Genomic DNA, 24387 nt, shown 5'->3' with positions numbered 1-24387 from the left:
CGCCGTTGAGCGGGGTCCGCTAGATGCTGGAGACCCTGCGCCGTATCGTTCAGGAGGTCAACGACGCGCCCAACCTGCGCGCTGCCCTGGAGGTCATCGTGCAGCGGGTCAAGGTGGCGGTAAAGGCCGATGTCTGCTCCGTCTATCTGACCGACTTCGACAAGGGCCGACATGTGCTGCGGGCCAGTGACGGCCTGCGGCCGGAGGCGGTGGATCGGGTCCATCTGGCCCTGCACAAGGGCCTGATCGGCCTGGTCTGCGACCGCGCCGAGCCGATCAACCTGCAAGACGCCACCAGCCACCCCAACTACCGCTTCATCCCCGAGACCGGCGAGCAGCCCTACAACGGCTTCCTCGGCGTGCCCATCATCCAGCATCGCCGGGTGCTGGGGGTACTGGTGGCGCAGCAGAGGGAGCAGCGCCGCTTTGCCGAGGATGAGGCCACCTTTCTGCTCACCCTGGCCTCGCAGCTGGCCGGGGCCATCACCCATGCCAACGCCAGCGGCGAGCTGGCCGCCATGCAGGCGGCCAAGCGGCGGCAAAAGCGCTTTATGACCGGGCGGCCGAGCGCCTCGGGGGTCGGTATAGGCACCGCCGTGGTGGCCTTCAGGCCGGCCGAGCTGCGGCTGGTGCCGGACCGGCCGGTGGACCGGCCGGAGGAGGAGGTGGCCCGCTTTCACGCCGCCCTGGACAAGGCCAGCGCCGAGATCGGCGGCCTCAAGCAGCAGATGGCGATCAGCCTGTCGGAGGAGGATGCCGCCCTGTTCGATGCCTGGGCCATGCTGTTGCGCAGCGATTCCCTGCTCAATCGGGTGGAAGAGCTGATCCAGCAGGGCTGTTGGGCACCGGGGGCCTTGCGCCGCACCATCGACGAGCACTGCAAGGTGTTCGAGAGCATGGAAGATGCCTACATGCGCGAGCGCGGCTCGGACATCCGTGACCTGGGGCGACGTATCCTCTCGCACCTGCAGCACAGCCAAAGCCTGCCGCCGGAGAACTACCCCGCGAGCACCATCCTGGTGGGCGAGGAGGTCAGTGCCACCCAGCTGGCCGAGGTGCCGGTGGGCCAGCTCAAGGGCATAGTCTGCGCCACCGGCTCCAGTGCTTCCCACGTCGCCATACTGGCCCGCGCCCTGGGCATTCCGGCCATCATGGGTGTGGCCGATCTGCAGGTCGGCCGACTGGAGGGGCATGAGCTGATCGTGGATGGCTACCTGGGCCGGGTGCACCTGCAACCGCCGCCCTCGGTGCTGGAGGAATACGCCAAGCTGATCAGCGAGATGCACAGCCAGAGCGCGGTGCTGGAGCAGATGCGCGGCTGTCACTCACAGACCCGGGATGGTGAACGGGTGCATGTCTATCTGAACACCGGCCTGGTGTCCGAGACCAGCAGCCTGGGGCTGGAGGAATCCGAAGGCGTGGGCCTGTACCGTACCGAACTGCCTTTCATGGTGCGTGACCGCTTTCCCAGCGAAGAGGTGCAGCGCAACAACTACCGCCGCGTACTCAAGCATTTCCATCCGCGCCCGGTGACCCTGCGCACCCTGGATATCGGCGGCGACAAGCCGCTGCCCTATTTCCCCATCAATGAATCCAATCCCTTCCTCGGCTGGCGCGGCATCCGCATCTCCCTGGATCACCCGGAGATCTTCCTCACCCAGGTCCGCGCCATGCTGCGCGCCTCGGTCGGGCTGGACAATCTGCGCATCCTGCTGCCCATGATCAGTCACATCAGCGAGGTGATCGACGCCAAGCGCCTGATCCAACAGGCCCTAGACGAGGTGCTGCAAGAGGGGCGCAAGGTACGGCGGCCCAAACTGGGGGTGATGATCGAGGTGCCCTCGGCGGTATTTCAGGCCGAGGCCCTGGCCTGTCTGGTGGATTTCATCTCCCTGGGCACCAACGACCTCACCCAATATCTGCTGGCGGTGGACCGCAACAATCCCAATGTCGGGGACCTGTTCAGCGACCTGCATCCGGCGGTGCTCAAGGCCATCCATCAGGTGATGCGCGACGCCGGGCCACAGGTGGAGGACATCAGCGTCTGTGGCGAGATGGCCGGCAACCCTCTCTCTGCCATCCTGCTGGTGGGCATGGGCTATCGTCACCTGAGCATGAGCGCCGGCGGCCTGCTCAAGATCAAATACGCGCTGAGCCACATCGACCTGCCCCTGGCCCAGCACATGGCCGCCTCCGCCCTCTGTTGCGAGGAACCGGAGACGGTGAAAATCCTCATGGAACGCCTGCTGATGGAGCACGATATGCTGCATCTGGTCGCCCCCACCGGCGCTGTAGGGGGGAGCTAAAGCCGACAGGCCTCTATATGCTTCTTCGCCGTGCGCCGATCCAGCCCGGTCTGTTGCGCTACCTTTTCATAGCTGCCCCATTGCCGATAAAGCCGCTGGCAATAGCCCGCCAACAGCTCCTGGGCGCTGAGCTGGCCTTGGGTCAGGGCCTCCAGCCAGGGGTCGGCTGGGCCATTGGCGTCCAGGTTGCTATCCAGATCGGGGCGATAGCTGCCAGTGAGAAGCACCCGCCGCACCGCCTGTTCCAGCTCGCGCACATTGCCCGGCCAGGGGTAGTTTGGCGGCAACTGGGCCTTGAGCGCCCGGCGCGCCTGCTCCACCAGGCTGGTATTCTGGCCGCCGGTCATGCGCTGGATGAGCAGGGCCAGCAGGGCGTCCAACTCATCGGCCTGCTCCGCCAGGCGCTCGCGCAGGCTGGGCACCAAAATGACATCGGAGCTGAGTCGATAATAGAAATCCTCGCGAAAACGCCCCTCCTGGCGCAACCGGTCCAGGGGGCGGTTGGTGGCGGCTATGACCCGACCGGAGAACTTCATCACCTGATGACTGCCCACGGGTGAGAAGCGCCGCTCCTGCAGCACATTGAGCAGCTTGATCTGGGTGGGCAGGCTGACATCGCCAATCTCATCCAGAAACAGGGCACCGTGGGGGCTGCAACGCTGAAACACCCCCTGATGGTGGTCGATGGCACCGGTAAAGGCCCCCTTGCGGTGGCCAAACAGCTCGGACTCGATCAGGCTCTCCGGGAACTGGGACAGATTGGTGGCGATAAAACTGGTGGTGAAGCTGGCCTTGAAACGACCGCTGGCCGGATCAAAGGGGATGGCCCCGGAGCGGCCTATGGCCGCCGCCGCAGCACCCTTGCCACTGCCGGTCTCCCCCAGCAGCAGGGTAGAGAAGTCCTCCATGCGCCCCCACAGCTGGTTGCCGTAGGTGCGGATATCGGTGGTGAAGACGTTATTCCACAGGGCATGGCGCAGGCGTACCATGCAGGGGCTCTGGCCGATCAGGGTCTGGTCGATGAAGTGATAGGCACGGCGCAGCTGATAGAACAGGCTGATGTAGCGCAGGGCATCCAGCGCCGCCACGCCGCAATCGGCCAGCTCGCCGAGCAGTTCATCGGCAAAGGGCACGGGCACGGACTCATCGCCGCGTTTGAGCTGGGTCTCGATCAGCCCGTCAAAGGCCGCGTTATAGCTGTGATAGCAGCGGAACAGCAGCACGTATTCCAGGGCCTTCTGATCGCGGGGATGCACATCCCCGACCCGGCGGATACCCCGCCCGGCCAGCTGCGCAAGCCGTTCGCAAAGGATCTCGGCCACGGCATCCAGGTAACGCTGCTTGCTGTCGCTGGCCGGCAGGCGGGTGACCTCGGACAGACGCGCTGCCACCTCTTGATATTGGGTGCTGAAGGGATTGGCGAAGATGACATCGGCCACCAGATCGAAAAAACGGCGGTCCTCGGCGGCGAGCGGGGTTTCGGGCATGGGGCTGGGTCTCTGAGCTAGAACCTTGGGCAAATTTTGCATGCCATCATGACATAAAATGCACCCAAGCGGTCAGTCTTCTGTCCTCCGTCCTCTGTCCTCCGCCCTCTGACATGGCACAGAAATTGACTGCAAGGGTACACAGACCCCAAAACCGGAGCCACCCATGAACCTGTTCAAAACCCTGTTGCGACTTTTGCTTACCTGCCTGTACCGGGTCCGCCTGGAGGGGGCCGAGCACGCCGCCCGGCTGCAGGGCCGCGCCCTGATCATCGCCAACCACACCTCCTATCTGGACGCCCTGCTGCTGGCCCTGTTCCTGCCCGGTCGGCCGGTGTTCGCCATCAATACCCTGGTGGCCCAGCGCTGGTGGATGCGGCCCTTCCACGGCTTGGTGCGGCTGCTGCCCATGGACCCCACCAACCCCATCTCGATCAAGACCCTGATCCGCCATCTCAAGGCCGATGAGCAGGTGGTGATCTTCCCCGAGGGCCGCATCACCCGCACCGGCGCCCTGATGAAGGTCTATGACGGTGCCGCCATGGCCGCCGACCGGGCCAAGGCCCCGCTGCTACCAGTACGTCTGGATGGCCCCCAGTACACCCCCTTCTCCTACCTCAAGGGCATCTACCGTCTGCGCTGGTTCCCGCCGGTGCGCATCAGCCTGCTCGCCCCCCAATACCTGGGCGCTGGGCTTGCGATCCGTGGCCGGGCCCGCCGTCGCGCCTTGGGCGATGAGCTGGGCGAGTTGATGGCGCGGATGCTGTTTCACACCAGCCAGCGCGATAAGACCCTGTTCCAGGCCCTGCTGGATGCCCGCCGCGTCCACGGCGGCGGTCATCCGGTGCTGGAGGACATACAGCGCAAGCCCCTGAGCTACAACGACCTGATCACGCGCAGCCTGATCCTCGGCGGCAAGCTCGACCAGTGGACCACGGCGGGGGATCGGGTGGGCCTGCTGCTGCCGTCGTCCAATGCCGCCGTGGTACTGTTTTTCGCCCTCAGCGGCCAGGGCCGCACCCCGGCCATGCTCAACTTCACCCTGGGCAGCCGCGCCCTGCGCAGCGCCTGCGCCACCGCTGGCGTGCGCGTCCTCTTCAGCTCGCGCCGCTTTGCCCAGATGGCCAAGCTGGAGGCGACCCTGACCGAGCTGGGCGCGGACATCCAAATCATCTATCTGGAAGATCTGGCCGAACAGATCGGCCTGGGCGACAAGCTTGGCGGCTGGCTGCGCGCCCGGCTGGGTCTCTACCCGGCGGCGGGCCGAGGCAACAGCCAGAACCCCGCCGTGGTGCTGTTCACCTCCGGCTCCGAGGGCGCGCCCAAGGGCGTGGTGCTGTCCCATCACAACCTGCTCAGCAATCAGGCGCAGATGGCCGCAAGGGTGGATTTTTCACCCAGGGATCTGGTGTGCAACGCACTGCCCCTGTTCCACTCCTTTGGCCTCACCGCCGCCACCCTGCTACCCCTGCTCAATGGCCTGCGGTGCTTTCTCTACCCCTCGCCGCTGCACTACCGCATGGTGCCCGAGGTGGCCTACGACACCGGCGCCACCATACTGTTCGGCACCAACAGCTTTCTGGCCGGTTATGCCCGCCATGCCCATCCCTATGATTTCTATAGCCTGAGATACGTCTTCGCCGGGGCCGAGAAGCTGACCCCGGAGACCCGCGAGCTGTGGATGCACAAATTCGGCAAGCGCATCCTGGAGGGCTATGGCGCCACCGAGACCAGCCCGGTGATCGCCGTCAATAGCGCCATGGCGGCTCGCTCCGGCACCGTGGGCCGCTTCCTGCCCGGCATCGACTGGGTGCTGGACCCTGTGCCTGGGGTGGAGCGCGGCGGTCGTCTGCGGGTGCGCGGGCCCAATGTCATGCTCGGCTATCTGCTGGCCGAGCAACCCGGCCAGCTGGTGGCCCCGGCGGGGGGCTGGTACGACACCGGCGATATCGTCGAGGTGGATGGCGATGGCTTCATCCATATCCTCGGTCGGGCCAAGCGCTTTGCCAAGATCGCCGGTGAGATGGTCTCCCTGGGGCTGGTGGAGGAGCTGGCCAAGGGCCTCTGGCCAGCGGCGGAGCACGCCGTGGTCAGCCGCCCGGATGCGCGCAAGGGCGAACAGCTGGTGCTGTTCACCACCCAGCCGGAGGCCGAACGCGCCGCCCTGGGCCAGTACGCCCGCGCTCAGGGGGTGAGTGAGCTACATGTCCCCCGCAGCCTGATCCGGCTGGATAAGATCCCCCTGCTGGCCACCGGCAAGATCGACTACCCCAGCCTGAGCCAGCTGGCCCTGACAGGAGAATAAGCCATGAAATCCCTGCCTACCCAGCCCCTGCATACCCTGATGGCGGCGCAGTTTCTGACCGCCTTCGCCGATAACGCCATCCTGTTCACCGCCATCGCCATGGCCCTGCAGGTGGGCATGGCCAGCGGCTGGTACATTCCGGCGCTGCAGAGCGTGTTTCTCATCGCCCCAGTGCTGCTCGCCCCCTGGGTGGGGCAGCTGGCGGATGCCTGGCCCAAGCCGCAGGTACTGCTGGCCGGCAACCTGCTCAAGCTGCTCGGCACCGCCCTGATCCTGCTCGGTACCGACCCCCTGCTGGCCTACGCCCTGGTGGGGGCCGGGGCCGCCGTCTATGGCCCGGCCAAGTACGGCATCTTGCCGGAGATGGTGGGCAGCAACCAGCTGGTCAAGGCCAATGCCCTGATCGAGGGTTCCACCATAGTCGCCATCGTGCTGGGCACCCTGGTGGGCGGCAAGCTGGCGGACCATTCCATCGACCTGGCCCTGCTGTTGATCATCGCCAGCTTTGCCGCCTCCATCGGCATCGCCCTGCTGTTGCCCCGGCTGCCCGCACGGGGTGCCGAGCCCCAGCCCCTGCGCCATTTCATCGGCCGTACCCGGCGCTTTCTACAGACCGGCAGGGCCCGCTTCAGCCTGCTCGGCGCGGCCCTGTTCTGGGGCGCGGCGGCGGTGCTGCGGGTGGCCCTGGTGGGCTGGGCGGCGCTGGTGCTGGGCATGAACAGCTCGGCGCAGATCGGCGGCCTGACCCTCTGGCTGGCCCTGGGGGTGGTGGCCGGCGCCGCCCTGGCCCCGCGCCTGATCCCGGCGCAGCTGCTGCGCCGGGCGCGCATGGCGGCCTATCTGATGGGTGCCCTGATCCTGCTGCTGGGGCTGATGCAGAACAGCGCCAGCGCCGCCATCACCCTGAGCCTGATCGGTATCAGCGGCGGCCTGTTTCTGGTGCCACTCAACGCCACCCTGCAGGAGATCGGCCACCGTGCCATCGGCGCCGGCAACGCGGTGGCGATCCAGAACTTCTTCGAGAACCTGGCCATGCTGGCAGGGGTTGGTCTCTACACCTGGGCCGCCGCCCAGCAAGCCAATCCAGCAATAGCCCTGGGCCTGCTGGGCCTGACGGTGATGCTCGCCACCCTGGTCATCGCCTTCCACCTGCCACGGGTGCCCGAGCCCCTGCCGGAGGAGGTCTGAGGTTTGCGCTGGCTCTAAGGCGCAACGGGGTAGGCATGGGCCATGCCTGGCGACAACCCCGGATTCCGGCTATCGCCTCCATCCGGGCTACAATCTGGGTTTAGACTGCAACGGCCAAGCTGTATGGAATTTACCGGAAACTTGTTCAGCCCCGCGCTCTGGTGGGGCACCCTGCTGGCCATGGGCCTGCTGCTGGCGGCGGCGATCCGCTTTGCCCCCTGGCGGGCGCTGATGGCCGATCCCGCGCGGGGCAACGGCTGGCTGGCGGCCATCGTCGGCCTGATGATGCTCTGGCTGTTGCGTACCGAGGTCAGTGCCGGGCTTGAGTTTCATCTGCTGGGCGTTACCGCCCTGACCCTGATGCAGGGCTGGGCCCTGGGCCTGCTCGGTGCCAGCCTGGCCCTGCTCGGGGTCACCCTGGCCGGCTGGAACGACTGGGCCGCCTTCCCCTTCAGCCTGATCACCGTGGCCCTGGCACCTGTCTCCATCAGTTATCTGTTCCTGCTGCTGGTGCGCCAGTTCCTGCCCCGGCATTTCTTTGTCTTCGTCTTCATCAATGCCTTTGTCGCCGGTGGTCTCACCGGTATGCTCTGCGGCTACCTGTCCGCCGCCCTGCTGGCGGCCAGCGGGGTGACCAGCTACGCCGCCCTGGAAGACAGCCTGCTGCCCTTTTTTCCTATCATGTTCTTCCCCGAGGCCGTGCTCAATGGCTGGATCATCACCCTGCTGGTGGTATTCAAGCCGGAGTGGGTTTATTCTTTCCGCGACGAAGAATACCTGCGTGGCAAATGAAGATTTACCTATACCCAGTCTTGCTGCTTGGCCTGCTCTCAGGCTGCACCCGCACCGATCTGGACCTGTCCGGCCCGGTGCTGAGGCCGGTGGTCCAACCCATGGTGGCGGCCCTGACCCCAGCCGCCAGGGCCGCTACAGGCAAGGGGCAGGCTACAGACCCTGCTCTGGGCGAGGTGGTGCTGGCCGAGGTGCAGGCGGCACCAGCGGCGCGGGAGGTGTTGCGCACCGGGCGCAAGCTGGCGCTGGAGGAGCGGGCCATTATCCGCGGCAGCTGCTGGAACTGGATCAATACCGTGTTTCACCGTGCCGGTTATGGCGACAACAATCGCATCCTGTTCAAGGGCAGGAAGCAGGGCCCCTACGCCAAGCCTGGGCAAATCCGCCCTGGCGATTGGCTCTATTTCGTCAATCACTCCTACAACCGCGTCGGGCACAGTGGCATCTTTGTCCACTGGATCGACTTCGACCGGAAGATCGGCAAGGTGCTCAGCTACGGCGGCGAGGGCCGACGCAAGCCCGGCCGCTACAAGGCCTACAACCTCAAGGATGTGTATTTCATCAAACGCCCAGGCGGTGACACAGAGGATACCCGCGTCGCTCAGGCGGGTTGATCGCTTCGGCTCAGATCGAAGGTGGGAGGACAGGCTTGCCGCTGAGGTAGGAGGCCTGGGGATCGACCTGATAGCGGCCGATCAGGGCGGTGCGGCCGAGCAACATGCGAAAGCGCATACTGTCGCGGTCGCTGAGGGTGATCTCGATCGGGTGCCGGGCCTGGCCTATGAGCACCGGGGTTTGGATCACGCAGCGCTGCTCGCGATGGCCGCCGGAGTCGGAGACGATACGCTGATCGAGCAATGGGGCCTGGCAGATCACTGCCTGTTCCCTGCTCTTTTGCAGCGGATGCACGCCAAAGCGGACGAAGTCCCGGCCCTGCTGGCGGAAACGCTCGACAAAGAAGGCGTGCAGACAGGAGCTGCGCGCGCCGGTGTCCACCTTGGCCTTGATCTGGGCTATGCCCAGCTCGGGCAGCCCCAGCCATTCGCGCCAGCCGAGCACGGACAGGTTCATGGGTTGGCTCCGGGTTCGATGATCTGGGCATAGTTGGCCTGAAAGCTCTCCACCTGCTCGCTGACCTCGGCGATCTCATCCTTGTAGCGGGCGATGTGAAAAATGGCATCGCCCTCGTGTACCAGCGGCATCTCCAGGCGGCCGATGACGACCCCGGCATATTCGGCGCGGATCTCCTCGCGGCTGCCGCTGGAAGGGTCATCGACAAAGCCAAGCAGGTCCCCCACCGCCACCGAGGCCCCCAGCGCCACCCGGGTGCGCAACATCCCGCTGTCCGGTGCCCTTACCCATTTGCTGCTGCGGGCGATGAAGGGCGGCCGCTTGGGCCTGGGTCGGTTGCGCGGGGCGGTCAACATGCCCAGCTCACGCATCACATTGAGCACCCCGCTGTAACCGGCGCGAATCGCCAGCTCGTCGAAGCGCAGGGCCTCGCCGGCCTCGTAGAGCAGAATGGGCACGCCGCGCTCACAGGCGGCCTGACGCAGGGAACCATCCCGCAGCAGGGAGTTGAGCAGCACCGGCACGCCGAAGCAGTGGGCCAGGCGCAGGGTTTCCGGGTTGTCCAGATTGGCGCGGATCTGCGGCAGGTTGTTGCGGTGCAGGGAGCCGGTGTGCAGGTCGATGCCGTGGCTGCTGCGCTGCACTATCTCCTGCATGAACAGATCGGCCAGACGCGCCGCCAGGGAGCCGTGGTCAGAGCCGGGGAAGGAGCGGTTGAGATCACGTCGGTCAGGCAGGTAGCGGCTCTCCTGGATCAGGCCATAGACATTGACCACGGGCACCGCGATCAGGGTGCCACGGAGACGGGATACTGTCTTGCTGGCCAGTACCCGGCGAATGATCTCTATGCCATTGAGTTCATCGCCGTGGATGGCGGCGCTGACAAAGAGCGCGGGGCCTGGTTGACGGCCGTGGATGACATGTACCGGCATGCCCAGCTGGCTGTGGGAGTTGAGCTTGGGCATGGGCAGCTCGACGACCCGGCGGCTACCGGCAGGGACCTGCTGGCCGAGCAGCTCAAAGGCCTTGCGCATCAGCCACGGCCCCGCGTCTTGCTCGGATTGGAGCGGCTGGTGTGCAGCTCTTCCAGGCGCTTTTCGATGAACTGGATCTGCATCCCGGCGATATCCTTGCCGGTGGCCCGCTCTATGCCCTCCAGCCCCGGCGAGGAGTTAACCTCCATCACCACCGGGCCGTGGTTGGAGCGCAGCAGATCGACCCCGGCCACGTTCAGGCCCATGGTCTTGGCGGCCCGCACCGCCGTTGAGCGCTCCTCCGGGCTGATCCGCACCAGGCTGGCGGTGCCGCCGCGATGCAGGTTGGAGCGGAATTCGCCCTCCTTGCCCTGGCGCTTCATGCTCGCCACCACCTTCTCGCCGATGACGAAACAGCGTATGTCGGAGCCGCCGGCCTCCTTGATGAACTCCTGTACCAGAATATTGGTCTTCAGGCCCATGAAGGCCTCGATCACGCTCTCCGCCGCCTGCGGGGTCTCCGCCAGCACCACGCCTATGCCCTGGGTGCCCTCCAGCAGCTTGATCACCAGCGGCGCGCCGCCGACCATCTTGATCAGGTCCTCTACATCGTCCGGCTTGTGGGCAAAACCGGTCACCGGCAGGCCCAGGCCCTTGCGCGACAGCAGTTGCAGGGAGCGCAGCTTGTCGCGGGAGCGGGTGATGGCGACCGATTCGTTGAGCGGGAAGGTGCCCATCATCTCGAACTGGCGCAGCACGGCGGTGCCGTAGTAGGTGACCGAGGCACCGATACGCGGGATCACGGCATCGAAGAGGGCCAGCTCCTCGCCTCGGTAATGTACGCTGGGGCGGTTCATGGTGATATTCATGTAGCAGCGCAGGGCATCGAGCACGCGGATCTCATGGCCGCGCTCTTGGGCGGCTTCCACCAGGCGCTGGGTGGAATAGAGCTTGGGATTGCGCGAGAGCAGGGCGATCTTCATCGGATGGGCCTTGGGGTCGGGGAGGGGGCAGCCATCGTGGCCATCACATTGGCCGGGCAGTATAACCCAGGCATTTGCGGGAAACAGCACCAGCCTGCGGCCCCATTCTGTGTACTGCGTCACAGTTTTGCCTTTACCTGGCAAACGGCTGGAAACTTTCGGCAAAAAATTGCTATGCTTGAAGGTACAGTCATCCCAGACCAAAGACCTCCTGCGGGGGTAGCGCGGTCCGGGATCATTCCCTAGCAGACGCACAGACGGAGGTTCAGATGGTGGCCAGCATTTCCGCCAACAATCAGTCCATGTCCCTGTTCACCGGCAACCGGATGGACAAGACAAACAACCAGATGGAACAGGCCATGCAGCGCATGTCCTCCGGCCAGCGCATCAATCAGGCGAAGGACGATGCCGCCGGTCTGGCGGTGGCCCAGCGTATGCTGGCCCAGTTCAACGGCATGAACATGGCCGAGCGCAATGCCGGTGATGCCAGTTCCATGCTGGGGGTGGCCGATGCCGCCACCAGTGAGGTCAACGACAGCCTGATGCGTATGCGGGACCTGGCCATGCAGGCCTCCAACGGCCTCTACAGCGACAGCGACCGGGCCATGATGCAGCAGGAGTTCTCTCAGCTGCAAAGCCAGGTCAGCGATACCCTCGGCAACGCCACCTTCAATGGCAAACCCTTGTTCACCTCAGGGGATTCAGTGGAAATTCAGGTGGGGGCCAACAATGGCGATACCCTGAGCGTACCTACCGGCAACCTCCAATCGGACCTGAGCAACGTGCTGGACAGCAGCTTCTCCATAGGCACCGCCGCCGACGCCAGCGCGGCACTGGGTTCCCTGGATACCGCCATGGATCAGGTCGCCTCGACCCAGGCCGAGATCGGTGCTAGCGCCAATCGCATGGACTCCGTAATCAGCAACCTGCAGAGCATGTCCGAGGCCCAGGCAAGGGCGGAGGGCCGCATCATGGATGCCGACTTTGCCCGCGAAACCTCCAGCATGACCAGCGGCCAGATCCTGCAACAATCCTCCGCCGCCATGATGGGCCAGGCCAGCAACATCAATGCCCAGTTGGTGTCCGGGCTGCTGGGCTGAGGACAGAAGACGGAGGACGGAAGACAGATTTTTGCGTCGCTGTGCGGCGGCGCGGAGCAACACCAAGGCACGCCCTCTGTCTTCTGACCTCCGTCCTCAGCCCCTCACCCTCTGTCCTCTGTCATCTGTCCCCTGTCTCCTGAAATCCGCCAGGTCTGGATCAGCCAGGCCCCCCCTGAATCCCTGTGGCCTCGGCTGACCCCGCTGGCCGCAGCGCCCTGCCGCGCCCTCTGGCTGGGTGAGCAGGGACCGCCGGGGATGGACTGCCTGCCCGCCCAGCGAATCCGCCAGAAGCTGGGCCAGGAGCTGGATCTGCTCGTGTTCGACGCCCACAGCGGACTGGACCCCGATGCCCTGGCCGCCGGCTGTGGTTGTCTGCGCGGCGGCGGTCTGTTGCTCTTGCTGTTGCCGGCGTCCTTGTCCGACGGATCTGTCCCCGACCCCTACCTGCAACGCATCAGCGACCACCCGCAGGGCTTTCGTCACCATTTCATGCAGCGGCTGGAGCGCATGTTGCGCCAACAGCCCGGCTTTCGCTGGTTTGCTGCCGACACCGATCTGCCCCAGTGGCAGGCCCCGCCCCGGCCCTTGGCCGACCAGCCCCTGTGCCTGACCCCGGATCAGCGGCAGGCGCTTGAGCCCCTGCGGCGTACCGCCCTGGGTCGAGCGCGGCAACCCCTGGTGCTGGTGGCCGATCGTGGGCGGGGCAAGTCCAGCCTGCTGGGCCTGGCGGCGGCGGGGCTGTTGCAGCAGGGGCTGGCGCGAATCCGGGTCACTGCCCCCAGGGTAGATATGGTCGAGACCCTGTTTGCCCAGGCCGAGCAGGCCCTGCCAGGGGCCAGGCGCCGGGGCTGGCGACTGGACATAGCGGGCGGCAGCCTCGTCTTTGTAGCGCCGGATGCGCTGCTACGCTGCCAGCCAGATGCCGACCTGCTGCTGGTGGACGAGGCCGCCGCCATCCCCGGCCCCCTGCTGGAGACCCTGCTGGAGCGCTACAACCGCATGGTCTTCGCCACCACGGTACAGGGCTACGAAGGCACCGGACGCGGCTTCGTGCTGCGCTTTGCCCAGCGTCTGGACCGGCTCGCCCCTGGCTGGCGTCAGTGCCACTTGCGGCAACCGGTTCGCTGGGCCCTTGATGATCCCCTGGAGGGCTTTCTCTATCAGGCCTTGCTGCTGGATGCCGAGGCCTCGCTCAGCCCAGGTGCTTCGCTTAGCTCAGGGGGGCGGGTCAGGCAGCAGGCCGACCCTGGCATCATCCACACTCAGCCCCTAGCCCAGCAGGGTCTGTCCTGCCGCCGGGTCGATGGCGAGCGGCTGAGCCAGGACGAGGGCCTGCTGCGCCAGGTCCATGGCCTGCTGCTGGCGGCCCATTACCAGACCCGGCCCTCCGACCTGCGCCGCCTGCTGGATGACCCGGAGCTTGCCTGCTGGCTGCTGGATGGCCCCGATCCGGACCAAGGCCCCCTGGCGGTGCTGCTTTGTCTGCGTGAGGGCGGTCTGGATAAGACCCTGGCCTGTGCCGTCAGCCGGGGCGAGCGGCGGCTGCGCGGCCATTTGCTGCCCCAGGGCCTGGCCCTGCACAGCGGTCGGGCGGAGGCGGCGCAGTTGCGCTATGGCCGCATCATGCGCATTGCCGTGCATCCGCAGCGCCAGCGGCAGGGGCTGGGCAGCGCCCTGCTGCGCCAGCTGATCGAGCATTGCCGTCAGCAGGGGCTGGATTGTATCGGCGCAAGCTTTGGTGCCAGCCCCCAGCTGCTGCCCTTCTGGTATGCCGCCGGCTTGGTGCCGGTACGCCTGGGGGTGCGTCGGGATGCCGCCAGCGGCCAGCATTCGGCGCTCATGCTGCAGGGGCTCTCGGCGGCGGGTCAGGCATTGCAGGGGAAATTGCAAGGGCGTTTTGACGAGCAGCTACCCTATCTGCTGGGCGACCCCCTGCGTCAGCTGGAGCCGGAGGTCGCCGCCCTGCTGTTTCATTCCGCCTCCCGACTGCCCGCGCTCAGTGAGACGGATTGGCGGGACGCGCAGGCCTTCGCCCAGGGCCAGCGGGATTACGCCGGGGCGCGCCTGGCCCTGTGGCGCTGGACCTGCCGGGCAGCGGCCAGCGGACTGGACGCCGAACTGCTGCGGCCCTTGATCCTCAAGGTGCTACAGGGCCGGGACTGGGCCGAGGTAGCGGCCCTGCTGCAACTACCCGGCCAGCGGCAGGTGCTGCAGGCCATGCGCCAAGGGGTGGAGACAGGATTGCAACTGGCGCTGGCCAGGAGCAGGGGGCTGATGGCTGAAGGCTGAAAGCTGACTCACGACCGCGCAATTTTTCGTTGACAGTCGGCCAATCCCCGTTAGGATTCGCCCCATCTGCCCAGCCTTAGGGCACCCGTTCCGAGGAGAACCCGCATGCTTCAACCCGGCCAGCCCGCACCTGTCTTTGAATTGCCCGATGCCGACATGCGCATGTGGGATTCCACCAGCCTGGCGGGCAAGAACCTGGTGCTGTTTTTCTACCCCAAGGACAACACCACCGGCTGCACACTGGAGGCCATAGAGTTCACCGACCTGATGGAGGAATTCGATGCCGCCGATAGCCTGGTGTTCGGCATCAGCCGGGATGACTGCGTCAGTCACGCCGATTTCCGTGATCGCCACGGCCTCACCGTCAACCTGCTGGCAGACATCGACGGCACCCTGTGCGAGGCCTTTGGCGTCTGGCAGGAGAAGGAGCGCAACGGCGAGCGGCGTCTGGGCATAGTCCGCTCCAGCTTCATCATCGACCAGCAGGGCGTCATCCGCCACGCCCTCTACGACGTCAAGCCCAAAGGCCATGCGGCGCAGATCCTGGAGTTGGTGAAAGCGCTTTGAGGTGGGGCTGCCAAGAGCGGCCTGTAAGCTGATTGCCGCCACATATCTAAACTTACTGTGAAACAACCTGGCTGTTGCCTCTTATCCTGGGAGCTCCGAGCCCTGACTGGGAGCCGCAAAATGCTAGTCCGGATGCAGCGGAGCGCTGTCCTTGCTTCGACGATGCTCAGCACAGGAAGCCTGTCGAAGGGCGAAATCCGGGGTGGCCCTGCCCACCAGCAACCCCGGATTCCGTTGCACTCCATCCGGGCTACAGAGGCTGCCGAGCCCCGAGTCCCAAACCCTGAATCCCGTTCCAGGTGAAACTCCGCACCCAGATCCTGCTGTTTCTGTTCCTGTTTGGCCTGCTGCCCTTGCTGGGGGCGGTGTTTCTCAATCTGCCCTTTGTACTGGAGCGCATGGAGTCGCTCTACCACAAGGCACATCTGCAGAACCTGCGCGCCGATTTTCGCAACCTGGACCAGCACCTGGCCCGGCGTAACGAGATGGCTCGGGTGCTGGCCAAGCTGCCGGAGCCGGGCATCATGTTCCGCCAGGGCCGGGAGGAGGAGCTGGACCAGCAGCGCCTGGACCAGGAGCGCGCCCGTTACAGCAACTGGATGAACCGGCTGCTGGCCAATATGGGTGATATCGAGCAGGTGCTGTTTCTGAATCAGGCCGGTCTGCCCCAGTTCTGGCTCAGCCGCAAGGACGCGGATGCCCCCCTCAAGCCGGACCCCGAGATGCCGGTGATGCCCTCCCAGGAGCTGATTCAGGCGGCCCTGGCCGAGCGCCACGATACCGTGCTGGTGAGCCCGCTGGTGATTGGCGACCGCCAGGCAGCGCAGGAGAGCATGCACCTGCACATAGTCGCCCCGATCGCCTTCAACGGCAGCAAGGACCCGGTGGGCGCGGCGGTGATGTCGGTGGATATCGGCGGCATGGCGCGGGAATACCGGGATATCCATTGGGTGCTGGAGGACGGCAGCTATCTGCGCTTTGAGGGGGTGCAAGAGGACAGCGGCAACGCCTTTGCCGATTTCGCCGGGCTGGAGCAGCTGTTCGCCAGCCAGCAGCTGGCGCTGTGGCAGAGCGGCCGCCAGCAGGCCATCTGGCTACCCATGTTCCCCACCGATGGCGACGGCATCCTCTGGGTGGGCCGGGCGGTGGACCCCTCGCCCCTGGACAGCGTCAGCTTCTCCCTGTCGCTGCGGGTGGCGGCGATCATCACAGGCCTGGTGATACTCACCCTGATCGCCGCCCACTGGGTGGCCAAGCGGGCGGCGCGGGTCAGTCACCGGGTCACCGAGGGCATCCGCCAGGTGGTGGAGCTGAACAAGCCGGTGCTGTTTGACTGGAAGCGCCCCAGCGAGTTGCGCCGCTTCGGCGAGAGCCTCACCGCCCTGGGCCAGCAACACCATGAGAACATCGCTCGCCTGCGCGCCCACAGCCAGGCGCTGGAGGCCTCCAACCGCTACAAATCCGAGTTTCTCGCCAACGTCAGCCACGAGCTGCGCACCCCGCTCAACTCCATCCTGCTGCTGTCCAAGATGCTCGCCCAGGAGAGCGCCCGGCTACCGGCCCAGTCCGCCGAGCAGGCGCGGGTGATCCACGAGGCGGCGGGCAACCTCAAGAGCCTGATCGACAATATCCTGGATATGTCCCGCATCGAGGCCGGCCGTGCCGCCCTGAGCATCCAGGATGTACCCCTGCCGGACCTGCTCGCCGACATCCATAGCCTGCTTGCCCCCCAGTTTGCCGACAAGGGACTGAACCTCAGGCTGGTGATCGAGCCTGGTGCGCCCACGCTGCTGCACAGCGACCCGGACAAGATCGCCCAGATCATCCGCAACTTCCTCTCCAACTCGGTCAAGTTCACCGACCGTGGCGGTGCCACCCTGCGCCTGCACGGCAACCGGCCGGACAAGCGCTACCCGGTGTGCATCAGCGTCGAGGACAGCGGCATCGGCATCCCTTCGGCCAGCCTGGGGCGCATCTTCGCCGCCTTTCATCAGGCCGACGGCTCCACCAGCCGCCGCTACGGCGGCTCCGGCCTGGGCCTGACCATCAGCCGCCAGCTGGCCCAGCTGCTCGGCGGCGATATCCTGGTGGAGAGCACCCCAGGCCAGGGCTCCTGCTTTACCCTGGGACTGCCGCAGGCGTTCGATGAGCAACTGGCCGAGGGCCGCCGCATCGGCCACGAACCCGCCGAGCTGAGCCTGCCGGAGTTGGAACTGGCGGGCTCGCCGGAGGCGGATTTCTCCGGCCAGGGCATACTCATCGTGGATAACGACATCGACTCCCTGCTGCGCCTGACCCCCTTGCTGGAGGGCTGGCGCATGCGCGTCTGCGCCGCCGCCGATAGCGAGGAGGCGGCCGACACCCTGCGCGATCAGGGCGGCGACTGCGGCCTGGTGCTGCTCAATGGCGCTATGGGCGGCAGCGGCCTGCGTGCTACCATCGGCCTGCTGGCCAGCCTGGAGCCGGACCAGCGCCCCAGGGTGCTGCTGCTGGCCAAGACCCAGGGGCAACAATTGGAGGGTGTTGATCGGGTGCTGGATCCACCCTTCAACCCCATGCACCTGCAACAGGCCATCAGTCGGCTGATCTCGGAAGCGGCCAGCGGCCAGCGGTCAGCCGCCAGCTAAAAGCTGCCCCAATAATGGAGCGTTGGATCGTTCCCACGCTTGGCGTGGGAACGATCAGTTCATTCAGCTGGCGGCTGGCTGCTGACCGCTGGAGGCTCATAATTCGCGGACCAATCAAAAACCAGCCCGATCCCTATCCATGATGAAACGCTACACCGGATTCAAACTGCTTGCCGTTGATGACAACGCCCATAATCTGTTCACCCTGCGCCAGCTGATCCGTCAGCACATGGAGGTGGAGATCGTCGAGGCCGCTTCGGGCAAGCAGGCCCTGCAACTGGCCCTGGACCAGCCCGATATCGATCTGATCATCCTGGATGTGCAGATGCCGGAGATGGACGGCTTTCAGACCGCCTCCATGCTCAAGATCCGCAAGCGCACCCGGGACATCCCCATCATCTTCCTCACCGCCGCCTTCAAGACCGAGGAATTTCAGCAGAAGGGCTATGACGTGGGCGCGGTGGACTATCTGCTCAAGCCGATCGACGACAACCAGCTGATCAACAAGATCAGCACCTATTTCCGCCTGATCGAAAAAGAGCGCCAGCTCAATCAGGAACTGGAGCGCCAGGTTGCCGAGCGCACCGCCGAACTCAAGCGCAGCAACCAGTATCTGCACAACATCATCCAGTTCATGGGCGAGGCCCTGCTGGTGCTCGACCCTGGGGGGGTGATTCAGCGGGTCAACCCCGCCGCCTGCGCCATGCTCGGCTATGCCGAGGCCGACCTGCTCGGCATGGGCATAGGCGATGTGTTCGAGGAGCCGGACGACGAGCAGGCCGGGGCCTTCATGGGCACCTGGCTGGAGGCGCTGATCCGTACCGGCGCGTTGAAGGACATAGAGGCGCGTTTCATCACCCACGATGGGCGACGCGTACCTATATTGTTCTCCCGCTCGGCCTTGCGCGATGAGGACGGTGGCATCAGTGATATCCTCTGTATTGCAAAGAACATGAGTGGCTACATCAAACAATGCCAGGACGCAGGCTGTGAGCTGCTCGCCAGCGCCGGAGACAACCCATGAGCGACACCGCACCCAGGCCAACCGCCACGGACCAGGCGCCGCAGGATGAAGAGGACACCGAACTGACCGCCAACGCCCTCAAGGCCATGGCCCATCCGCTGCGCTGGAAGATCCTCTGCACCCTGGGCGAGGAGGAGATGTCGGTGGGCGATATCGTCGATCAGACCGGCACCTCGCAAAGCAACATCTCCCAGCATCTGGAGCAGTTGCGCAACAAGAACATCCTGGTCTCGCGCAAGGAGGCCAACCGCATCTTCTACCGCATCCGCAATCCCAAGCTGCTGGAGCTGATCGGCATCATGCGCTCGGTGCTCTGCCCGGCCAATCTGGATGACCGCTATCGCTAGCTAGCTAGCGCTCAAGGCTTGCCCGCGATTCGTCCTTTGCGCCTTCTTCGCGTTCTTTGCGCTCCGATTTTGGTTTTCACTCTTTGGCTATTCAAATGTCATGAACGATCAACTCATTGAACTGGAGACCCGCCTGGCGTTTCAGGACGAGGCCATAGACGGGCTTAATCAGGCCGTGCTCAACCAGCAGCGGCAGATCGAGCGGCTGGCCGAGCAGGTCGAGCAGCTCAAGGATCGGCTCAAGGCCATCAGCCCCTCGCCCCTGGGTGCGGATGGCCCAGAGCGGCCGCCGCATTATTGATCCGGACTGCCCGGCCTGAGCGTGTCTGGGGGAGGGGGCAATAACCTATCAAACCACTCAAATAAAGCTGCTTTATGGCCGCCGTGGGTAAAACTGTTTGGCGCTTTTGGCCCATTGGCTTTATCTTCCCCTACCCACTGACACTGGCGGATTCTGACCGCCCGGGCCGACCCGCATTGGTCCGCTCAGATGCAGTTACAGCGGCAGGCGATGTCGGCCGCATTTAACCAAGCCCCATCTGGGGCACGTTTCACAGCAGTGAATTAGGAGAAACCGACTATGCCAACATTTGTGCGTACTGAGAAGTGCGATGGCTGTAAGGGCCAGGACAAGACTGCGTGCATGTACATCTGCCCGCACAACCTGATGAAACTGGACAAGGACGGCTCCGAAACCGGCCATGCCATGAAGTCCTTCAATCAGGAACCCGAGCAGTGCTGGGAATGCTATTCCTGCGTCAAGATCTGCCCGCAGCAGGCCATCGAGGCCCGTCCTTACGCCGACATCGTGCCCCTGGGCGCTTCCGTGCAACCCCTGCGCGGCACCGACTCCATCATGTGGACCATCAAGTTCCGCAACGGCACCATGAAGCGCTTCAAGTTCCCCATCCGCACCACCGCTGAAGGCTCCATCGATCCTTACGGCAACAAGCCCGAAGCGGATATCGCCAAGATTGCAGAGCCTGGCTTCTTCAATCACAACGAGCAGAACGGCTACCGTGCCGGCGACCCCAGCGAACTGATCCGCAAATAAGCGCGCTCGTTCAAGCAAACCCAATGTGTAATCTATAGAGGTATATATCCAATGGCTGGAGAATTCGGAAATCCGGAAGTCGTCCAAGAAGAGGTCGACATCCTGCTGATCGGCGGTGGCATGGCTTGCTGTGGCGCGGCCTATGAAATTGGCCCCTGGGTCAAGGCCGCCGGTGGCAACATCAGCATCAAGCTGGTCGATAAGGCCGCCATGGACCGTTCCGGCGCTGTCGCCCAGGGTCTGTCCGCCATCAACACCTACATCGGTTCGGAACAGGATCCGGCTGACTATGCGCGCATGGTCTCCAACGACCTGATGGGCATCACCCGCGACGACCTGGCCTACGACCTGGGCCGTCACGTGGACGAGTCCGTGCACCTGTTCGAAGAATGGGGCCTGCCGATCTGGAAGCTGGACGAAAACGGCGAGCGTCACGACGGCTCCAAGGGCATGACCCCGCTGAAGGACGGCGGCAAGCCGGTGCGTTCCGGCAAGTGGCAGATCATGATCAACGGCGAATCCTACAAGTGGATCGTCGCTGAAGCGGCCAAGAAGGCCATCGGCGTGGACAACATCGACGAGCGCGTGTTCATCGTCAAGCTGGTCAACGACAAGAACGACAAGAACCGCATCGCCGGCGCTGTCGGCTTCTCGGTGCGTGAACACAAGCTGTTCATCTACAAGGCCAAGGCCATCCTGCTGGCCGCTGGCGGTTGCGTCAACATCTTCCGTCCCCGCTCCGTCGGTGAAGGCACGGGTCGCGCCTGGTATCCCGTATGGAATGCCGGTTCCACCTATGCCATGGCCGCCGAGGCCGGTGCCGAGCTGACCATGATGGAAAACCGCTTCGTGCCCACCCGCTTCAAGGACGGTTACGGCCCGGTGGGTGCCTGGTTCCTGCTGTTCAAGTCCAAGGCCACCAATGCCTACGGCGAACCCTACATGGTCTCCAACAAGGAGATGCTGGACGACTACCCGCCCTATGGCCAGGCCGCCGTACCCGCATCCTGCCTGCGTAACCACCTGATGCTGAAGGAAATGAAGGAAGGTCGCGGTCCCATCTGGATGGATACCGTCACTGCTCTGGCCAACCTGCGTGAAACCCTCTCGCCGCGTGAAGTCAAGCACCTCGAAGCCGAAGCCTGGGAAGACTTCCTCGACATGTGTATCGGCCAGTGCGGTATCTGGGCCGGTGAAAACATCGAACCGGAGAAGAAGAACTCCGAACTGATGCCCACCGAACCCTACCTGCTGGGCTCGCACTCCGGCTGCTGCGGCATCTGGACCTCTGGCCCGGAAGATGTGGGCGCGCCCACCGACGAGACCGAGGCCGGCGTTCCCGAGCACTTGCCCAAGGGCTGGAACTGGGGCTACCGCGGCATGACCACGGTGTCTGGCCTGTTCACCGCCGGTGACGGCGTTGGCGCTTCCGGCCACAAGTTCTCCTCCGGTTCCCATGCCGAAGGCCGTCTGGCGGCCAAGGCCATGGTCAAGTACGTGATGGACAACAAGGACCTCAAGCCCGAGCTGGACACCTCGGTGGAAGACCTGGTGGATGAGATCTACCGTCCGGTACGCAACTACCTGGAGCACAAGGACTACAGCACCGCCATCGACGTGAACCCCAACTACATCACGCCGAAGATGTTCCAGTTCCGTCTGCAGAAGGTCATGGACGAATACGTTGCCGGTGTGGCCACCTACTACACCACCAACGAGCACATGCTGGAACTGGCCGAGCAGAAGCTGGAAATGCTGAAGGAAGACTCCCTCAAGCTGCGTGCAAAAGACCTGCACGAACTGCTGCGCGCCTGGGAAAACTACCATCGCGTGATGACGGCTGAGGCCCACATGAAACACATCCAGTTCCGTGAAGAATCCCGTTATCCGGGCTTCTACTACCGCATGGACAAGAACTTTGTCGATGAGGAAAACTGGAAGTGCTTCGTGAACTCCATCTATGACAAGGAAGCCAAGACCTACAAGTGCTTCAAGCGGGCGCACGTAGATGTGGTGGATAAGGCCAAGCTGTTCCAGGGCGGCCACTAAGAGTGATTGAGCCGCGCTTGCGGGCGCGGTAAAACTCTCTCATCCGGGCCTCTGCGGAGGCCCGGATTTTTTTTGCCTGAATTTAAGCCATCCCGGTCCGCTTTCATCACCCAAGCCTCTATACTTAACTTCTTTCACCACTTGGCAGAGTGCCAGCCCATCCAACCCGGTAATTCAATTATGAGCGATTCCATGGAAATTCCCTTCAAGAGCAGCGTCCTTCCCGAATTGATGGTGGAGGGCAAGCGCTTTAACTTCCGTTGTCACCCGCAGGTATCCTGCTTCAATGCCTGTTGTCGCCAGGCCGATATCACCCTCACCCCCTATGACCTGATCCGCATCAAGCAGCACCTGGGGCTGGGTTCCACCGAGGTACTGCAGAGGCATACGGTGCCCTTTGAGATGGATAACCACGGCATACCCGGCATCAAGATGCGTACCACCGACGAGGGTGCCTGCCTGTTCATGGTGGAGGGCGAGGGCTGTAGCATCTATGCGAACCGCCCCACCGCCTGCCGCTATTATCCGGTGGCCCTGCTGGCCATGAAGCCCAGCGACGAGCCCAACGAGAAACAGGCCTACAGCCTGGTCAAGGAGGAGCACTGCAAGGGGCACGAGGAGGAGCAGGAGCAGAGCATCGACGAATACCGCGCCGAACAGGGGGTGATCGACTACGACGAGCACAACCGTGATTTCCTGCAGCTGATCCTGAAAAAGAAGTCTGCCGGGCCCGCCATCGGCCGCCCCTCGGAGACCAGCCTGCAGCTGTTCTTCATGGCCTGTTACGACATCGACCGCTTCCGCAAGTTTGTCGCCAGTGCCTCCTTCCGCGCCTCCTATGCCCTGGATGCCAGCGTGTTCGAGCAGATCGAGCACGACGACGTCTTCGCCCTGCAGTTCGCCATGGCCTTCCTCAAGCAGGTGCTGTTTGGCGAGAAGACCATCGAGGAACAGGAGGGCGTCTGGGAGCGGCGCGTGGTCGAGCGCCAGGAGGTCTGGGAGCTGCGCCGTCAGGCCGAGATCGCCCGGGCAGAGCAGAAGAAGGAGGACTTGATGCGCGAGGTAGGCAGCTGAATCAGGCCCCCCGGGGCGGCAGAGGCTTGTTGTTCTGGTTCATCACGGCCCGTACCCGGGTGGCCAGGCTGGCGGGGTTGACCGGCTTGACCAGGTAGCCACTGGCCCCGGCCTCCACCGCGCGCATGATCTGCTGACGGTCCTGCACGGCGGTGAGCATGATCACCGGGGTTTGTTTGCGTTTCGCATCCTTGCGGATCAGGCCGAGCATGTCCAGACCGCTCAGCTCCGGCATTTCCACATCGGAGATGACCAGGTCGTAGCCGTTCAGGCGGACCAGCTCGAAACCCTTGGCCCCGTTGGGGGCCTGATCCACCTGGCCGAAGCCCAGTTGCTGTAACACCTGCTTTATCATCAGACGCATGGATTGCATGTCATCCACGATCAATGCCTTGAGTTGGGTCATCTGTCTCCCCTTATTCTGTTTGTTGCAACGGGCAGCCCGGCCCGGCCATCAGATCAACTGCTGTTTGTGGCTGGCATCGGCCCGACCGTCCGGCCTGTCCCTGGCCTCTTTCTCCAGCTTTTTGCGGATGCGCTGGCGCTTCAGGCTGGACAGGTAATCGACGAACAGCTTGCCGTCCAGGTGGTCGATCTCGTGCTGGATGCACACCGCCTTGAGGCCCTCGGCCCGCAATTCCAGGGGCTCGCCCAGACGGCCGCTGGCGCGTACCTGCACCCAATCGGCGCGGCTGACCTTTTCGTAGAATCCCGGTACCGACAGACAGCCCTCGTCCATGCTCTCGACCCCGCCCCGGTCGATGATCTCCGGGTTGATCAACACCAGGGGGTCGGATTGGTCCTCGCTCACGTCGATCACGATCAGACGCCGATGGACGTTGACCTGGGTGGCGGCCAGGCCGATGCCGGGGGCCTGGTACATGGTGTCGAACATGTCGTCGATCAGCTGACGCAGGTCATCATCCACCTCCTCGACCGGTTTGGCCAGGGTGCGCAGACGGGGATCGGGAAAGTGCAGGATATCGAGAATGGCCATGGATGAGTCACATATCGTTAGTGGAATTGGGCTGCTGAGTGCCGTTCTTATGAAGCCGCAAAAGCTTTGTACGCTAACCCTCTGATTGGGCTAGAAACAAATTTGACGATCGGCTTTGAATTGGGTAAATTTTAGGCTAAACTTCGCAGC

Annotated in this window: 21 protein-coding genes; 15 read left to right on the top strand and 6 right to left on the bottom strand. The window is 64.2% G+C overall.

Going from position 1 to position 24387, the window contains the following annotated elements; genetic code table 11:
* The first annotated feature begins 23 nt into the window (after positions 1-23).
* Positions 24-2306 (top strand): phosphoenolpyruvate--protein phosphotransferase, encoded by a 2283-nt coding sequence (ptsP, locus tag D5125_08145; GenBank protein ID QFY89459.1) that lies wholly within the window; start codon positions 24-26, stop codon positions 2304-2306.
* Here the strand turns inward: ptsP and D5125_08140 are convergent.
* Positions 2303-3793: a sigma-54-dependent Fis family transcriptional regulator gene (locus tag D5125_08140; protein ID QFY89458.1), complete on the bottom strand. Its 1491-nt coding sequence runs from the start codon at positions 3791-3793 to the stop codon at positions 2303-2305. The two genes, ptsP and D5125_08140, sit on opposite strands and share 4 nt — an antisense overlap.
* Positions 3794-3959: 166 nt before the next feature.
* On the opposite strand from D5125_08140, the gene D5125_08135 reads away from it, so the two are divergent.
* From D5125_08135 to D5125_08120, 4 genes are all read left to right on the top strand, one after another.
* Positions 3960-6098, top strand: coding sequence for an AMP-binding protein (locus tag D5125_08135; GenBank protein ID QFY89457.1), 2139 nt, complete (start codon positions 3960-3962; stop codon positions 6096-6098).
* A gap of 3 nt (positions 6099-6101) precedes the next feature.
* Positions 6102-7286, top strand: coding sequence for a lysophospholipid transporter LplT (lplT, locus tag D5125_08130; GenBank protein QFY89456.1), 1185 nt, complete (start codon positions 6102-6104; stop codon positions 7284-7286).
* A gap of 123 nt (positions 7287-7409) precedes the next feature.
* Positions 7410-8078: a molecular chaperone DnaJ gene (locus tag D5125_08125; GenBank protein ID QFY89455.1), complete on the top strand. Its 669-nt coding sequence runs from the start codon at positions 7410-7412 to the stop codon at positions 8076-8078.
* Positions 8075-8692, top strand: a complete 618-nt coding sequence (locus tag D5125_08120; protein ID QFY89454.1) for a hypothetical protein — start codon at positions 8075-8077, stop codon at positions 8690-8692. Before D5125_08125 ends, D5125_08120 begins: the two co-directional genes overlap by 4 nt.
* 10 nt (positions 8693-8702) lie before the next feature.
* Here D5125_08120 and D5125_08115 read toward each other — a convergent pair whose 3' ends face one another.
* From D5125_08115 to rimK, 3 genes are read right to left on the bottom strand one after another with little or no spacing between them, the layout of a single operon-like run.
* A complete protein-coding gene (locus tag D5125_08115; GenBank protein QFY89453.1) occupies positions 8703-9149 on the bottom strand; it encodes an ATP-dependent zinc protease in 447 nt (148 codons plus the stop codon).
* Positions 9146-10183, bottom strand: a complete 1038-nt coding sequence (locus tag D5125_08110) for a succinylglutamate desuccinylase/aspartoacylase family protein (protein QFY89452.1) — start codon at positions 10181-10183, stop codon at positions 9146-9148. The genes D5125_08115 and D5125_08110 overlap by 4 nt, the downstream gene beginning before the upstream one ends.
* Positions 10183-11106, bottom strand: a complete 924-nt coding sequence (gene rimK / locus D5125_08105; GenBank protein ID QFY91093.1) for a 30S ribosomal protein S6--L-glutamate ligase — start codon at positions 11104-11106, stop codon at positions 10183-10185. Before rimK ends, D5125_08110 begins: the two co-directional genes overlap by 1 nt.
* A 269-nt stretch (positions 11107-11375) precedes the next feature.
* Between rimK and D5125_08100 the strand changes: the two genes are divergently transcribed.
* From D5125_08100 to D5125_08055, 10 genes are all read left to right on the top strand, one after another.
* Entirely contained in the window at positions 11376-12206 is an 831-nt protein-coding gene (locus tag D5125_08100) for a flagellin FliC (protein ID QFY89451.1), read from the top strand.
* Between the two features lie 258 nt (positions 12207-12464).
* Positions 12465-14498 carry a tRNA(Met) cytidine acetyltransferase gene (locus D5125_08095; protein QFY89450.1) on the top strand — a complete coding sequence of 678 codons (2034 nt, stop codon included), beginning with the start codon at positions 12465-12467 and terminating at the stop codon, positions 14496-14498.
* A 105-nt stretch (positions 14499-14603) separates the two neighbouring features.
* Positions 14604-15065, top strand: coding sequence for a peroxiredoxin (locus D5125_08090; GenBank protein QFY89449.1), 462 nt, complete (start codon positions 14604-14606; stop codon positions 15063-15065).
* A 299-nt stretch (positions 15066-15364) separates the two neighbouring features.
* A complete protein-coding gene (locus D5125_08085; protein ID QFY89448.1) occupies positions 15365-17692 on the top strand; it encodes a histidine kinase in 2328 nt (775 codons plus the stop codon).
* 142 nt (positions 17693-17834) lie between these two features.
* Positions 17835-18716: a response regulator gene (locus tag D5125_08080; protein ID QFY91092.1), complete on the top strand. Its 882-nt coding sequence runs from the start codon at positions 17835-17837 to the stop codon at positions 18714-18716.
* On the top strand, positions 18713-19063 hold the full coding sequence (locus tag D5125_08075; protein QFY89447.1) for a helix-turn-helix transcriptional regulator: 351 nt from the start codon (positions 18713-18715) through the stop codon (positions 19061-19063). The genes D5125_08080 and D5125_08075 overlap by 4 nt, the downstream gene beginning before the upstream one ends.
* A gap of 100 nt (positions 19064-19163) precedes the next feature.
* Positions 19164-19364, top strand: coding sequence for a SlyX family protein (locus tag D5125_08070; protein QFY89446.1), 201 nt, complete (start codon positions 19164-19166; stop codon positions 19362-19364).
* Between the two features lie 279 nt (positions 19365-19643).
* The gene (gene aprB, locus D5125_08065) at positions 19644-20117 is read left to right on the top strand and encodes an adenylyl-sulfate reductase subunit beta (GenBank protein QFY89445.1); all 474 of its coding nucleotides are present in this window, start codon (positions 19644-19646) and stop codon (positions 20115-20117) included.
* 51 nt (positions 20118-20168) lie between these two features.
* Positions 20169-22166 carry an adenylyl-sulfate reductase subunit alpha gene (locus D5125_08060; protein QFY89444.1) on the top strand — a complete coding sequence of 666 codons (1998 nt, stop codon included), beginning with the start codon at positions 20169-20171 and terminating at the stop codon, positions 22164-22166.
* A 180-nt stretch (positions 22167-22346) separates the two neighbouring features.
* Positions 22347-23240: a YkgJ family cysteine cluster protein gene (locus D5125_08055; protein QFY89443.1), complete on the top strand. Its 894-nt coding sequence runs from the start codon at positions 22347-22349 to the stop codon at positions 23238-23240.
* Between the two features lies 1 nt (position 23241).
* On the opposite strand, the gene D5125_08050 is transcribed toward D5125_08055, so the two are convergent.
* Both D5125_08050 and D5125_08045 read right to left on the bottom strand, forming a co-directional pair.
* Positions 23242-23646 (bottom strand): response regulator, encoded by a 405-nt coding sequence (locus D5125_08050; GenBank protein QFY89442.1) that lies wholly within the window; start codon positions 23644-23646, stop codon positions 23242-23244.
* A gap of 48 nt (positions 23647-23694) precedes the next feature.
* A complete protein-coding gene (locus D5125_08045) occupies positions 23695-24237 on the bottom strand; it encodes a peptide deformylase (GenBank protein ID QFY89441.1) in 543 nt (180 codons plus the stop codon).
* Positions 24238-24387 lie beyond the last annotated feature (150 nt).

It is taken from the genome of gamma proteobacterium SS-5, from assembly GCA_009497875.2.
Lineage (GTDB): Bacteria > Pseudomonadota > Gammaproteobacteria > Chromatiales > Chromatiaceae > Magnetovirga > Magnetovirga frankeli.
The sequence above is the reverse complement of the archived record's forward strand: the minus strand, read 5'-3'. Positions and strand labels throughout refer to the sequence as shown.

Coding starts and splice junctions, on each gene's coding strand:
- D5125_08050 (QFY89442.1), bottom strand. CDS start 23,646: ATGACCCAACTCAAGGCATTGATCGTGGATGACATGCAATCCATGCGT.
- D5125_08060 (QFY89444.1), top strand. CDS start 20,169: ATGGCTGGAGAATTCGGAAATCCGGAAGTCGTCCAAGAAGAGGTCGAC.
- D5125_08100 (QFY89451.1), top strand. CDS start 11,376: ATGGTGGCCAGCATTTCCGCCAACAATCAGTCCATGTCCCTGTTCACC.
- rimK (QFY91093.1), bottom strand. CDS start 11,106: ATGAAGATCGCCCTGCTCTCGCGCAATCCCAAGCTCTATTCCACCCAG.
- D5125_08140 (QFY89458.1), bottom strand. CDS start 3,793: ATGCCCGAAACCCCGCTCGCCGCCGAGGACCGCCGTTTTTTCGATCTG.
- D5125_08070 (QFY89446.1), top strand. CDS start 19,164: ATGAACGATCAACTCATTGAACTGGAGACCCGCCTGGCGTTTCAGGAC.
- D5125_08055 (QFY89443.1), top strand. CDS start 22,347: ATGAGCGATTCCATGGAAATTCCCTTCAAGAGCAGCGTCCTTCCCGAA.
- D5125_08045 (QFY89441.1), bottom strand. CDS start 24,237: ATGGCCATTCTCGATATCCTGCACTTTCCCGATCCCCGTCTGCGCACC.
- D5125_08110 (QFY89452.1), bottom strand. CDS start 10,183: ATGCGCAAGGCCTTTGAGCTGCTCGGCCAGCAGGTCCCTGCCGGTAGC.
- lplT (QFY89456.1), top strand. CDS start 6,102: ATGAAATCCCTGCCTACCCAGCCCCTGCATACCCTGATGGCGGCGCAG.
- D5125_08095 (QFY89450.1), top strand. CDS start 12,465: ATGGACTGCCTGCCCGCCCAGCGAATCCGCCAGAAGCTGGGCCAGGAG.
- D5125_08090 (QFY89449.1), top strand. CDS start 14,604: ATGCTTCAACCCGGCCAGCCCGCACCTGTCTTTGAATTGCCCGATGCC.
- D5125_08120 (QFY89454.1), top strand. CDS start 8,075: ATGAAGATTTACCTATACCCAGTCTTGCTGCTTGGCCTGCTCTCAGGC.
- ptsP (QFY89459.1), top strand. CDS start 24: ATGCTGGAGACCCTGCGCCGTATCGTTCAGGAGGTCAACGACGCGCCC.
- D5125_08080 (QFY91092.1), top strand. CDS start 17,835: ATGAAACGCTACACCGGATTCAAACTGCTTGCCGTTGATGACAACGCC.
- aprB (QFY89445.1), top strand. CDS start 19,644: ATGCCAACATTTGTGCGTACTGAGAAGTGCGATGGCTGTAAGGGCCAG.
- D5125_08135 (QFY89457.1), top strand. CDS start 3,960: ATGAACCTGTTCAAAACCCTGTTGCGACTTTTGCTTACCTGCCTGTAC.
- D5125_08115 (QFY89453.1), bottom strand. CDS start 9,149: ATGAACCTGTCCGTGCTCGGCTGGCGCGAATGGCTGGGGCTGCCCGAG.
- D5125_08075 (QFY89447.1), top strand. CDS start 18,713: ATGAGCGACACCGCACCCAGGCCAACCGCCACGGACCAGGCGCCGCAG.
- D5125_08125 (QFY89455.1), top strand. CDS start 7,410: ATGGAATTTACCGGAAACTTGTTCAGCCCCGCGCTCTGGTGGGGCACC.